Here is a 12,859-nt window from a genome sequence, read left to right on the forward strand (position 1 = left end):
CCGTCACTGCAAGCGGGCTTTCCTGTGACACCATATGTGACCTGGGCAACAGGCGTGATGTGGTGCGGCTCGCACCTGAGGGTCCAGGTCGGAGCAGTGTGAAAGGATTCCCCCTATGCCCCCCTCAGACATCTCCTCGGCGAAGGGCACCCCGTTCTTCGTGCGCTGGCTGCCGCGCGTGCTCACCATCCTCGCCGTGCTCATGCTCATCAACCTCATCACTCCCGAGGACAGCTGGCTCGGCCGAGTCCTCAGCTTCGTCTTCGACTGGATCGTCCCGATCACCCCGGTCGACTTCGTCTCCTCGGTCATCCTCTTCCTCCTCGCGGCCGCCCTGAACATCCGCAAGCGCCTGGCGTGGTGGATCCTCCTCGTGTTCCTCGCCGTCATCCTCCTCCTCTACATCCTCATCGTCATCGCGGTGTACTTCACCGCCCCCGACCTCCTCGCCTGGGACCTCGCCTCCGGCATCGCCGTGCCGGTGATCGTCATCATCGCCCTCCTCGTCTACCGCCGGTGGTACGTCGCGAAGACCCAGCCGCGCGGGTTCCTCAAGGCGCTCGTCGTCCTCGCCGCCGGCCTCGTCCTCACCGTGCTCATCGTGCTGACCTGCCAGTACGTCACCGGCGGCCTGACGATGATCCAAGCCCGCCAGATCCTCGCCGAGCTCTTCGGCGTCCGGCAGAACACCGCGTCGAGCTGGATGATCACCCTCTTCGGCTTCGGTTCCGGTGCGAGCATCATCCTCGCCTTCTGGACCCTGCTGCGGTCCTCGCGCGACGCCGAGCGCATCGACATCGACCAGGAGCGCCAGGTCCGCGAGGGCCTGGCCGACCATCCCTCGGACTCGCTCGGCTACTTCTCGACGCGGCGGGACCGGTCGGCGTTCTTCGCCGACGACTGCGTGCTCACCTACCGCGTCCAGGCCGGCGTCTGCCTCGTCGCGAGCGACCCGATCGGACCGCCCTCGCAGTGGGCGAGTGCCGCCCGTGCGTTCGTCGCCTACGCCGAGTCCTACGGCTGGGTGCCCGCCGTCCTCGCCGCCTCGAAGCAGGGTGCGCAGGCCTATCACGAGGCCGGACTCAAGGTCCTCCACGTCGGCGACGAGGCTGTGCTCTACACGAAGGACTTCACCCTCTCCTCGCTGCCCGAGGTGCAGCGGGCCGTCTCGAAGCTCTCCGGCCTCGGCTACACGCTCCGCATCCGCCGGCAGGGAGAGATCCCCGCCGACGAGCTCGCAGGCCTCTCCCGGTTCGCGGACGAATGGCGTGACGGGGACACCGAACGCGGCTTCTCGATGGCGCTCGGACGCTTCGGCGACCCCGCCGACGCCGACGGGCTCGTCGTCGAAGCGCTCTTCCCCGCCGACGCGGGAACGCTGGCCGAGACCACGGCGGGACTGCTCTGCTTCGTGCCGTGGGGCCGCTCGGGAGCCTCCCTCGACCTCATGCGTCGCCACCCGTTCGCGGAGAACGGCGTCACCGAGTTCATGGTCGCCGGCCTCATGCGCGAGGCCCCCGATCAGGGGATCGCCGAGGTCTCACTCAACTTCGCCGTCTTCCGGTCCGCGTTCGAACAGGGCAAGGAGCTCGGCGCCGGTCCGATCAAGCGGCTGTGGCGCAACGTCCTCCTCTACCTCTCCCGGTTCTGGCAGCTCGAGTCCCTCTACCGGTCCAACGAGAAGTACCACCCGACGTGGGTGCCCCGCATGCTCTGCTACCCGGAGGGCTCGGACCTCGCCCGCATCGGCCTCGCCGTGAGCATCGCCGAGGGATTCCTCACCCCGCCGAAGATCTTCGGCAAGGGCCAGCACGAACAGCCGATCTACACCCCCGAGGAAGCGGCCCCGCTGCTCGGGATCACCGCCTCGGCGCCGGCCTCGGACACTGCGTCCCGGATCCCCGATCAGGTCCGCCACCGTCTCGACGTGCGCGAGCGGATGCTCGCTTCCGGGGTCGAGCCCTATCCCGCCGAGGCGGCCGCCGACGCCGTGCCCGGCACCGTCATCGACGGGCGGGTGCTCGGCATCCGCGACCACGGCGGCGTCGTCTTCCTCGACCTGCGCACGCAGGGCCACGACGTCCAGCTCGTCTGCGAACGGGACAACCTCGGCGCCGAATCGCTCTCCCAGCTGCAGTCGTGGCTCTCCCGCGGTGACCGGATCTCCATGACCGGCTACGACGGCGTCTCCCGCACCGGCACCCCGTCGTTCATCGTCACCGGGTGGACGATGACGGCGAAGTCGCTGCGCCCGTGGCCGAGCCTCCACGAGGGGCTGACCGACCCCGAGGCGAAGGTGCGCCAGCGCTACCTCGACTTCACGATGAACACCGGCCAGCGCGACCTCATGGTCGTCCGCTCGCTCGCGTTCCAGACGATCAGGGAGACCCTGCAGTCGCGTGACTTCCTCGAGGTCGAGACCCCGATCCTCCAGACCGTCCACGGCGGAGCGAACGCGCGACCGTTCCTCACCCACATCAACGCCTACAACCTCGACCTCTACCTCCGCATCGCCCCGGAGCTCTACCTCAAGCGCCTCCTCGTCGGCGGCTTCGACCGGGTGTTCGAGATCGGCCGGAACTTCCGCAACGAGGGCGTCGACGCGACCCACAACCCGGAGTTCTCGATGCTCGAGGCCTACCAGGCCGGCGGCGACTACACCACGATGCGCGAGCTCACCCGCACGATGGTCATCAACGCCGCCCAGGCATCGCTCGGGACGACGATCGTGCGCGGGACCGTCGACGGCGTCGAACACGAGATCGACCTCGCCGACGAATGGACGACGATCTCGCTCACCGACGTCGTCTCGCAGAAGATGGGCGAGGAGGTCACGACCGACACCTCGATCGAGGCGCTGCGCACCCTGGCGCGGAAGGCCGGGGTCACCGTCAACCCGAAGTGGGGGTGGGGCATGCTGCTCCAGGAGATCTACGAGGAGGTCGCGGAGTCCCAGACGGTCGCCCCGACCTTCTACACGGACTTCCCCGCCGAGACCTCACCGCTGACCCGGCAGCACCGGACGGACCCGATGCTCGCCGAGAAGTGGGACCTCATCATCTTCGGCTCAGAGCTCGGCACCGCGTACTCCGAACTCGTCGACCCCGTCGTCCAGCGGCAGCGGCTCACCGCACAGTCGCTGGCCGCCGCCGGCGGCGACCCCGAGGCGATGGAGCTCGACGAGGACTTCCTCCGGGCCCTCGAGTACGGCATGCCGCCGGCCGGTGGGCTCGGGATGGGACTCGACCGGCTCGTCATGCTCTTCACGCAGCAGACGATCCGCTCGACGATCACCTTCCCGCTGGCCAAACCGCGCGGATACTGAGCATGCGCCGCACCCTTGCCGTCCTCCTCGCCGCTGCCGTCCTGCTGTCCTACGACTCGTGGGTCCTGCTGGCGCTCAGCCCGCAGCCGTACCCGCTGGCCGGGTACGTCTCCGAACTCGCCGCGGCCGATCAGCCGTACTCGTGGGTCTTCCGCACCGGTGATGCGATCGCCGGGACCCTCATGGTCCTCATCGCGGGCCTCGGGGTGCGGGGGTGGCGGGCGCGCTTCGGGCGGATGTCGGTCTGGGTGGCGGTCGCCGTGGCGGTCACGGGTCTGGGCACGATCGGCGATTCCATCGCCGCGCTGCCGTGCGCGCAGAGCTTCGACGACGTCTGCTACGCCGAGTACACCGCGAACCCGCTGCGGCCCGACTTCCTCCTCCACACGATCGCGTCCTCCCTCGTCGCGTTCGGGGCCATGGCGAGCATGGTGCTCGCCTACCTCGCCCTGCGCCGGCAGGGGAGGGGGCGCACGTTGTACGCCCGCGGCGTCGTCATCATGCTCGCTGCCCTCTTCGCGACGAATGTGTCCTCGGTCGTCATCGAGACGCTGTGGCGGACCGGGCAGGGCTACGTCCAGGCCATCGCCGTGCTCCTCATCGCCGCGTGGGCCGCGCACCTCGGCTACGTCGCCGTCATCGACCGCGGCACGGCAGGGCAGAAGGGCGCCGAGGCGGTCGCCGGTGAGGACAGCCGTGTCAGCTGAGAGCCGGTTCGCAAATCTCGCGACGACCGTCATCGACGGGTACACGGTCTATCGGCGCCCGGGCACCGCCTCGGTTGGGGAGACCGCCGCGGTGGGGGAGTCAGGCGACCGTGACACGGCACTCCCGGCGCACGACGACAGCCGGCCCGCAGGGGACGTCGGGCCCGGGGCCGCCGGTCCCGCCGCCCTGCCGGTGCTCCTGCTCAACGGCTGCGCGATCGCGGCGGCGAGCTGGGCCCCGGTCATCGAGGCGATGCCCGACCGCGAGGTCATCGCCATCGACCGTCCGGGCTTCGCGGGCACGCCCTGGCCCGGTGTCCTGCCCGACCTCGCCACCGAGGTCGCGGCGATGGAGCGGGCGATCGGCGAGCACGACGAGGTCGTCATCGTCGCCCATTCGATGGCGTCGTTCCGCGCCGAGGCGTTCGCCAGGCTGCACCCGGAGCGCGTGGCCGGCATCGTCCTCGTCGACCCCTCGATCGAGGACTACCGGTACCGGGGCAGCGCCGGAGCGCTCTCCCGGGCGACGCTGCTGCCCGTCCTCGGAGCACTGACGACGCGCATCGAGATCGGACAGCTCGCCTCGCTGGTCTCCCACCGCGGATTCTCCAAGCAGTCGGGGTCGGGGCGCGCGCTCGACCAGGCGGCATTCAAGGACCCCTACGCCGATCCCGACACCCTCAAGGCCTCCCTGGCGGAATGGCTGAGCTACCGCAGCCAGGGGGCTGACCTGCAAGCTCTGCGGACGTCGACGGACCCGGTGGCCGCACCCACCTCGGCGCTCGAGGCACCTCCGCTGTCGAACCTGCGGCGCGAGCGGATCCTCGGGCAGGCGTTTGCGGATCTGCGGAAGCGGGAGGTCCTCGACTCCCGGCACCTCATGATGATCGACCGCCCCGACGTGATCGTCGAGGCGGTCGATGAGGTCAGCCGTGAGGCGCGCGCCGCAGGGGCCGGTTCGAAGGACTGAGCCGCGGGCTCAGTTCGAAAGGGCTGAAGCCGCGGTCAGCGCCGACTCAGTGGTCGCTTGACTTGAAGCGCTCGATCGAGGCGTTGACCTCGGCTTCGGCCTCGGCGCGGCCGACCCAGTTCGATCCCTTGACGAACTTGCCGGGCTCGAGGTCCTTGTAGCGGGTGAAGAAGTGCTCGATCTCGTCGAGGGTGAACTGATTGACATCGGCGATGTCCTGGTAGGAGTCCCAGCGCGGATCGCCTGCGGGCACGGCGAGAACCTTGTCGTCGCCACCGGCTTCGTCCTCCATCTGGAACATGCCGATCGGGCGGACGTCGACCTGCACACCCGGGAACAGGGGCTCGGTGAGCAGCACGAGCACATCGAGGGGATCCCCGTCGTTGCCGAGGGTGTCCTCGATGAAGCCGTAGTCCGCGGGGTACTGCATCGAGGTGAAGAGGTAGCGGTCGAGCTTGACCCGGCCGGTCTCATGGTCGACTTCGTACTTGTTGCGCGAACCGCGGGGGATCTCGATCGTGGCCAAGAGTTCCATAGTGCTCCTTACGCGTTAGGGTGGCATCACTAGGATAGTGCCTATGCGTCCCCACCGCCGACACGCCTTGACCCTCCCCAGCCGGCCCCCGCACCGGCACCAGATGCGAGGGCGGACGTGCCCGACGACACGAACAGGAGCCCGCGTTTGACCCCCACGACGCCGCAGGACTCTCAGCCCCAGGAGGAACCGCGGGCAGGTTCCGGTTCGACGGGCACCGGTTCGACGAGCACGGGATCGACGGGCACGGGCGGTGCGGGTTCACGCGGTGAGCGGAAGCGGTCGGGCAAGCGGCTCGCCGCCGGCATCACCGCAGGCGTCCTCCTCGCCGGTGCCCTCGGGTACGGGGTCGCCGACGCCGCCGACGTCGTCCCCGGCTTCCTCACCACGGAACCGGCGATCGAGGTCGACCCGCTGCCGCAGCCGGTCGCCGCCGGACAGGACGTACCCGCCCCCGCCTCGGCGCTCACCGACTCCGCCCCGATCCCGACGAACGCCGGCAGCGAACTCGAGCGCATCCTCGGCGACGCGCAAGTCAAGGGCTTCGGCGTCGAGGTCCGCGACGCCCTGACCGACCAGGTGCTCTTCGCCACCGACGAGAACCGGGCGCGGACACCGGCCTCGGTGACGAAGGTGCTCACCGCCTCGGCCGCGCTGCTCGCCATCGGCGGTGAGCAGCGACTGTCGACGACGACCGCCTTCGACCCGGCGACGTCGACGGTCACGCTCGTCGGCGGTGGGGACGCCCTCCTCGGCGCCGGCGAATCCCAGCCCGGTGCCGTCAACGGCCACGCGGGGCTGGCGACCCTGGCGGAGGAGACCGCGGCGGCGCTCACGGAGCGGCAGGTCACCGAGGTGGCGCTCGCCGTGGACACGAGCCGCTACCCGGGCAATGACTTCAACCCGAGCTGGGAGCGGGCGGACATCGCCAAGGGCGTCATCACCCCGATCCAACCGCTCATGGTCGACAGCGGGTACGTCGGGGATCCGTCTGCGGCGTGGCGGGGCCGCAGCGAGAACCCGTCCGCGGATGCCCTCGCCGCGTTCCGCAGCGCCCTTGAGACCGCGGGGATCACCGTCACCGATCAGCCGGCGGCCGCCAGCGCCGCGGACACTGCGGGGACGACACCGAACCCGACGGACACCTCGGCGGCAGCGACGAACACCGAGGAACCCGCGACGCTCGCAGCGGTGGAATCGGCGACGATCTCCGAGATCGTCGAGTACGCCCTCGTCCACAGTGACAACGTCGTCGCCGAGGTGCTCGGCAACGAGGTCGCGATCGCCGAAGGCATGCCCGGCAGCCTCGAGAACGGACCGAAGGCCGTCGTCGCCGCACTCGAGGACACCGTCGACCTCGGGCAGACGCAGCTCTACGACACCTCGGGACTCGACTACGGCAACCGGATCAGTCCGCACGATCTCACGACGGTCCTCCAGGCCTCGGTCGTCGCCAAGGACTCGCTCTCGAGCCTCATCAGCTACTTCCCCGTCGGCGGGCTGACCGGCACGCTCACCGACCGGTTCGGCGACGATCCGAATGCCGCGGGCGTCGTGCACGCGAAGACGGGAACCCTGTCGACGGTGACCTCGCTGGCCGGGGGAGTCCTCGACGCCGACGGCCGCTACCTCGTCTTCAGCCTCCAGATCGACGGGGTCGACCGGGCGAAGATCCTCGAGGCCCGCAAGACCGTCGACGACGCCGTGTCCGCGCTGGCAGATTGTGGGTGCTCATGATCATCGACGAGAACTTCGCCGTCCGCACGGCCCGCGAGGTCGTCTCCGCTCCGAAACCGCCGGCGGCGGGCAGACTCGAGGAGCTCGTCGGCGGGATGAAGGACAATGCGCTGACTGCGCAGGACCTCGTCGTCGATTCGTTCCTGCTGGCCCCGGACCACGCCGACGACGTCCGCACCCGCCTGGCAGCAGGATCCGTGCTCGTTCTCGACCAGGTCGGCTGGATCAAGGCGAACGCCGAGTCGCTCAACGGGATGGTCGACGTGACCGCCCTGCCGGGGGTCCCCGGTCCGGCCTCGCAGCGGGCCGCAGCCGTCGAGGTGGCGAGTGTCCTCTCCCTGCTCTCGACGCGCGTGCTCGGCCAGTTCGATCCCTTCGCCCGGGAGTCCGGGCGGCTGATGTTCATCGCCCCGTCGGTGCTCATCGCAGAAGAGGCGATGAAGGTCGACCCCCGGGACTTCCGGATGTGGGTCGCCCTCCACGAAGCCACCCACCAGGTCCAGTTCGCCACCGCGCCGTGGCTGCGCGAGCACATGCGGGGGCTGCTCTCGCAGTTCGTCTCGACCCCGCTCTCGACTCCGGGGTGGTCGACCGTCGCCGAGGTGTTCGCCACCTTCGGACGCATCATCCGCGGTCAGGCGAGCATGGTCGACCTCATCACGAACGAGGGGATGAAGACGGCGCTCACCGACGCCTCGGCGATCCTCAGCCTGCTCGAAGGCCATGCCGACGTCGTCATGGACGAGGTCGGCATCGGCGTCATCCCCAGCGTGCGCAAGCTGCGCCGCCGGTTCGAGGCGCGTCGGGACGCCGGACAGGGAGGGTTCCTCTCGAATCTGCTGGGGATGAACCTCAAGCTCGCGCAGTACCGGGACGGAGCGAAGTTCGTCCGCGAGGTCCGGTCCGCGGTCGGCCAGTCCGGGTTCGGCGCAGTCTACGCGAGCGCGGAGAACCTGCCCACGGCCCCGGAGATCCAGACGCCGAGGCTGTGGCTCGACCGCGTCCACGGGTGAGGGGCTGCGAGAGTGACTCGAGTGAGTGGCGACGCGGGTGAGCCGGGGCGTCGGCCGACGCTCGACCCGGCGAGTGCCGCGATCCGCGCCGCCGTCCGCGCGACGCTGGCAGATGCGGGGGATCGAGGGCGGTCGCGAGCGGACGGGGAGTCACGCCGATCTGTCGAATCGCTGGCTTCCGGGGAGTCGCATCTTTCCGGGCAACCGCGCGCGGAAGCCGTGCCGCGTCTCATCGTCGCGGTCTCCGGGGGTGCCGATTCGATGGCGCTGCTCCACGCGTGCGCCTTCCTCCATCGACGCGGCGAGGTCGAGGCGCTTGCCGTCACCGTCGACCACGGCCTGCAGGCGGAATCCGCCGAGGTGGCCGCGACCGTGGCGGGCACCGCCGAGTCGTGGGGAGTGCCCGCGAGGATCGTCGCCGTCACCGTCACACCCGGAGCCGACGGCATCGAGGCCGCGGCGAGAGACGCCCGCTATGCCGCGCTCGAGACCGCTCGGACAGCCCATGACGCGGACTGGATCCTCACCGCCCACACCCGCAGCGACCAGGCCGAGACGGTGCTCCTCGGACTGCTCCGCGGTTCGGGCACTCGGTCGCTGGCCGGCATGGCGGTGCGGTCAGGGCATGTGCTGCGCCCCCTGCTCGACATCGACCGGGCCGCGACCGAAGCCGCGTGCCGGGCGCAGGGGATCGCCGTGTGGGACGACCCGATGAATGCCGATGCCGCATTCGCCAGGGTGCGGGTGCGCAGTCTGCTCGGCACGCTCGAGGCCGAGCTCGGCCAGCCGGTCACCGACAATCTCGCCCGGACGGCGGAGCTCTGCCGCGCCGACGCGGACTTTCTCGACGCGGCCGCCGCGGACGTCCTCGCCGAGATCCGGGGAGCGTCCGAGATTCCGCTCGACCGCCTCGGCGATCATCCCGATGCGATCCTCTCCCGCGTGCTGCGCGGGTGGCTGCTCTCACTCGGAGTGCCCGCGCAGTCCTTCGGGTCGACCCGGATCCGCGATCTCATGGCGCTCATCAGGGAGGATGCCGGGGCCGGTCGGGTGGGCCGTCTGTCCTTCCCGGGCGATACGGAGGTCGTCGTCAGTCGCGGCACCGTGCGCTTCGGCTTCGCCGCCAAGCACCCGGACTCGTAGCGTCCGTACCTCTGCTGTCGACCGCCGCTGTCCGCAGGTACCCCCGAGCCCCACGCACACTCAACGCCGAGCTTCACGCATAGCCCCGTGCTTCACGCACAACCAGGCACTCCACCCGCAACCCCGCGTAGCACAAAAGACCTCGCGCTCCACCCGCAACCCGCAGCTCGGCACACGCAACCCCGAGCCTCGAGCACTACGCGCAGCTCCGCACGCACTCCGTGGAGCCGCGAATCCGCCGCGTGCACAGGTTGTGCAACGAGTTGCGTGTGTGGGATTCGCGGCGACGGATACCGGGACGCTGAACTCAGGCGTGCTCGCACTCCGGGGAGCGCGATATCGCCGGTGCGGCGGCACGCACAACCCCGAGCCTCACGCACTACGCGCAGCTCCGCACGCTCTCCGTGGAGCCGCGAATCCGCCGCGTGCACGGGTTGTGCGTGACGCTCAAGGTGCCGGTGGGGGAGCGGCGACGCCAGCGGACGCCGCCGCTCAGCAGGGGAGTAGAGCGCGCGGCGGCGGATGGGGGAGAACGCCGCGCCGCCGGTGGGGAAGCGACGGGGTCAGCGGAGGCCGCCGAGGAGCTCACCGCCGGAGGCGACGAGCCTCCCGCCCTTGTAGACGTCGCGCTCGAGCGGACAGTCCATGACCGCCGAGGTGACCGTGTCGGCGTCGAGGAGCAGGAAGTCCGCAGGCGCCCCGACACCGAGGCCGTGGTCCGCATCGTCGGTGAGCGCGGTGCCGTCGGGGCGCGTCCCGGCCATCACCTGGGCACCTCCGCGGGAGGCGATGTCGAGGCAGTGCTCGATGTCCTCGTCGCGGCGGAAGCCGTTCGTGAACGCCAGCTGCCACGTTCGTCGCAGCAGGTCACCGTCACCGTAGGGACTCCAGTAGTCACGCTGCCCGTCCTCGCCGAGGCCGATCGCCACCCGCTGCTCACCGAGGATGTCCTGCGGCAGGCTGCCCTTCTGCGGGGCCACGGTCGTCACGGAGATGCCCGCTTCGGCGAGGAGCTCCGCCAGGCGACGGACGACGGGTTCGGGGTTCGTGTTGAGGGCGAAGGCATGTGAGATCGTCACCTTCCCCTGCAGGCCGAGCGTCTGCGTCCGGTGCGCGATCTCCTCGAACGAGAAGACACCGGCCGTGCCGCCCTCGTGGAGGTGGATATCGACGCCTTTGCCGTGCTTCTCGGCGAGATCGAAGACGATGTCGAGATGCGTCTTCGGGTCGCGATCGTACTGGACGGGGTCGAGGCCGCCGACGAGATCAGCGCCCTCGGTCAGGGCCGCGTCGAGAAGATCCCGGACGCCCTTCTCCCGCACGATGCCCGCCTGCGGGAACGCGACGATCTGCGAATCGAGGACGTCCGCATGAGCGGCGAGGGCATCGCGGACCCCGGTGAAGCGCTCGAGCCCGGTGTCGGAGTCGATCTGCGCGTGCGAGCGGATCCGCGATCCACCCGAGGCGATGATCGCGGCGATCGCGAAGCTCGCCTGGTCGCGCACCGACCGTTCGCCGCTGCGCCAGTTCGCGCGGTCGTTCATGATGTAGCCGTGCAGCGTGCCGTCGGCGGTGTGCGGGCGGAAGGTCTGCCCGAGGCGGTTCGAATCGAGGTGCGCATGGACATCCCCGAGGCTCGGCAGCAGCACTCGTCCGCGCCCCTCGACGATCTCGTCGGACGCTGCGGCGCCCGCTTCGCCGGCCCCGGCTCCCGCGCCGCCGGCCTCGCCGGCAGGCGTGATCGCCGCGATCCGACCGTCGGCGACGACGACGTCGACGGCCGCCTCGTCCGGATAGCGCGGGAAGAGGCGGACATCGGTGAACGTGGTGGCCATGGGCTGCCTCGGCTTTCTCTCTGCTCTCCGATGGTCGGGGAGAGCGCTCTGCTGGTCGGGGAGAACACTCTGCGGGTAGGAGAGGTCTCTGCGGGTGGGAGACGGTGAGCTGCAGGCCCGGTCGGAGCCCTCGACTCAAACGGTATACCATTGTTCGGGCGGCTGCCCACCCCGGCTCCACCCGTGCAGCCGTCCACCCACCAGTGAACCCCCTTCCGGGACCCAGGCGTGAGAGACCGCCGGGTGTGAGACCGAGGGGTGAGAGACCGACGAACGACGGAGCACCGTCTGAGAGGATGACCGCATGAGCACCACTCCCGGGACCGCGAACGCCACCGGCCCGCGGATGGGCCCCGGCCTCGACGTGCTCGCCCTCATCTGCCTCGTCCTCATCGCCTCCTCGCTGCGTCCCGCGGCCTCCTCACTCGGCCCCGTCCTCGCCGAGGTCCAGACCGCCTTCGGCCTCGCCGAATGGCAGACCGGCCTGCTCACCGCCCTGCCCGGTCTCATCTTCGCCGTCTGCGGCTTCCTCGCCGTCCCGCTCCTGCGGCGCGTCGGACTCTTCACCTCGCTGACGATCGCCTGCGTGCTCATCGCCGGCGGCATCGGCGCCCGCGTCCTCGTCGACTCATGGGTGGCGTTCGCCGCCCTGACGATCGCCGCCCTGGCCGGGATGTCGCTCGGCAACGTCATCCTCCCCGTCTTCGTCAAGACCCGCTTCCCGCACCGGGCCCACCTCGGCGCGACCGCGTTCACCGTCTCCCTCGGCCTCGGCGCGATGTTCCCCGCCCTCCTCACCGCGCCCCTGACCGAGCACTTCGACGACTGGCGGGTCGGCCTCGGCGCCTGGGTGCTCGTCCCGCTCACCGCCCTGGCTACATGGATCGTGCTGCGCGGTCTCGGCTCCGTGCCCGTCTTCCGCACCGCCGGAACCGATCGCAGCGCGACACCGGCACCGAGGCGGCACATCCACACGACCGCGAAGGCGCGGTACATGGCGCTGTTCTTCGGCCTCCAGTCTGTCAACGCCTACGTCCAATTCGGGTGGCTGCCGCAGATCTACCGGGATGCCGGTCTCGACCCCGTCGCCGCCGGCGTGATGCTCACGATCGTCACCCTCGGCGGTCTGCCCGGCGGCTTCCTCGCCCCGCAGATGATCATGCGCGGGATCGCACCCCGCGCCTTCCTCGTCTCCTTCGCCGTCAGCGCCGTCGCCGGCTACACGGGCCTCCTCCTCGCCCCCGCCTCGGCGCCGGTGCTCTGGGCGGTGCTCCTCTCCTACGGCGGATTCGCGTTCCCCGCCGCCCTGGCCCTCATCACCAGCCGCACCCGTGACGTCTCGGTCACCGCCCGCACCTCGGCGTTCGTCCAGTCCTCTGGCTATGTGCTCGCCGCCCTCGGCCCGCTCGCCGTCGGCGGACTGCTCGGCCTCAGCGGCGCGTGGACCCTGCCGCTCATCCTCATGATCGCCGTCTCCGTGCTCATGGGCATCACCGGTTATCTCTCCGCGGCACCGGGCACCGTCGACGACGAGCTGGCCCAGTGACCGCGCGGGTGGCTCCGCGGCGGTCCCGTCGCCCATAATGGAGTCACA

At 70.3% G+C, this 12,859-nt stretch carries 9 protein-coding genes; 7 read left to right on the top strand and 2 right to left on the bottom strand.

Annotation, left to right across the window (positions count from 1 at the left end; genetic code table 11):
* Nucleotides 1-115 precede the first annotated feature (115 nt).
* From lysX to ACFQ91_RS07795, 3 genes are read left to right on the top strand one after another with little or no spacing between them, the layout of a single operon-like run.
* Nucleotides 116-3,325, top strand: a complete 3,210-nt coding sequence (gene lysX, locus ACFQ91_RS07785) for a bifunctional lysylphosphatidylglycerol synthetase/lysine--tRNA ligase LysX (protein WP_198500709.1) — start codon at nt 116-118, stop codon at nt 3,323-3,325.
* Nucleotides 3,326-3,327: 2 nt separating this feature from the next.
* The gene (locus ACFQ91_RS07790) at nt 3,328-4,032 is read left to right on the top strand and encodes a DUF998 domain-containing protein (protein ID WP_198500710.1); all 705 of its coding nucleotides are present in this window, start codon (nt 3,328-3,330) and stop codon (nt 4,030-4,032) included.
* The gene (locus tag ACFQ91_RS07795) at nt 4,022-5,002 is read left to right on the top strand and encodes an alpha/beta fold hydrolase (RefSeq protein ID WP_198500711.1); all 981 of its coding nucleotides are present in this window, start codon (nt 4,022-4,024) and stop codon (nt 5,000-5,002) included. The genes ACFQ91_RS07790 and ACFQ91_RS07795 overlap by 11 nt, the downstream gene beginning before the upstream one ends.
* 46 nt (nt 5,003-5,048) lie before the next feature.
* On the opposite strand, the gene ACFQ91_RS07800 is transcribed toward ACFQ91_RS07795, so the two are convergent.
* The gene (locus tag ACFQ91_RS07800) at nt 5,049-5,537 is read right to left on the bottom strand and encodes an inorganic diphosphatase (protein ID WP_198500712.1); all 489 of its coding nucleotides are present in this window, start codon (nt 5,535-5,537) and stop codon (nt 5,049-5,051) included.
* Nucleotides 5,538-5,684: 147 nt separating this feature from the next.
* Between ACFQ91_RS07800 and dacB the strand changes: the two genes are divergently transcribed.
* The 3 genes from dacB to tilS all read left to right on the top strand — a co-directional run bounded on the left by dacB (nt 5,685) and on the right by tilS (nt 9,430).
* Nucleotides 5,685-7,274 (top strand): D-alanyl-D-alanine carboxypeptidase/D-alanyl-D-alanine-endopeptidase, encoded by a 1,590-nt coding sequence (gene dacB, locus ACFQ91_RS07805; RefSeq protein ID WP_232623854.1) that lies wholly within the window; start codon nt 5,685-5,687, stop codon nt 7,272-7,274.
* On the top strand, nt 7,271-8,287 hold the full coding sequence (locus tag ACFQ91_RS07810; RefSeq protein ID WP_198500713.1) for a zinc-dependent metalloprotease: 1,017 nt from the start codon (nt 7,271-7,273) through the stop codon (nt 8,285-8,287). The genes dacB and ACFQ91_RS07810 overlap by 4 nt, the downstream gene beginning before the upstream one ends.
* A gap of 219 nt (nt 8,288-8,506) precedes the next feature.
* Nucleotides 8,507-9,430: a tRNA lysidine(34) synthetase TilS gene (gene tilS / locus ACFQ91_RS07815; RefSeq protein WP_232623855.1), complete on the top strand. Its 924-nt coding sequence runs from the start codon at nt 8,507-8,509 to the stop codon at nt 9,428-9,430.
* Between the two features lie 563 nt (nt 9,431-9,993).
* Here the strand turns inward: tilS and ACFQ91_RS07820 are convergent.
* Complete coding sequence (locus ACFQ91_RS07820) at nt 9,994-11,265, bottom strand: amidohydrolase family protein (RefSeq protein WP_198500714.1); 1,272 nt, start codon at nt 11,263-11,265, stop codon at nt 9,994-9,996.
* A 304-nt stretch (nt 11,266-11,569) separates the two neighbouring features.
* Here ACFQ91_RS07820 and ACFQ91_RS07825 point away from each other — a divergent pair, with 304 nt between their 5' ends.
* Nucleotides 11,570-12,811 (top strand): CynX/NimT family MFS transporter, encoded by a 1,242-nt coding sequence (locus ACFQ91_RS07825; RefSeq protein WP_198500715.1) that lies wholly within the window; start codon nt 11,570-11,572, stop codon nt 12,809-12,811.
* Nucleotides 12,812-12,859 lie beyond the last annotated feature (48 nt).

Origin of the sequence: Brevibacterium sp. NPDC056726, assembly GCF_042790515.1 — a bacterium.
Taxonomy (GTDB): Bacteria; Actinomycetota; Actinomycetes; order Actinomycetales; family Brevibacteriaceae; genus Brevibacterium; species Brevibacterium sanguinis.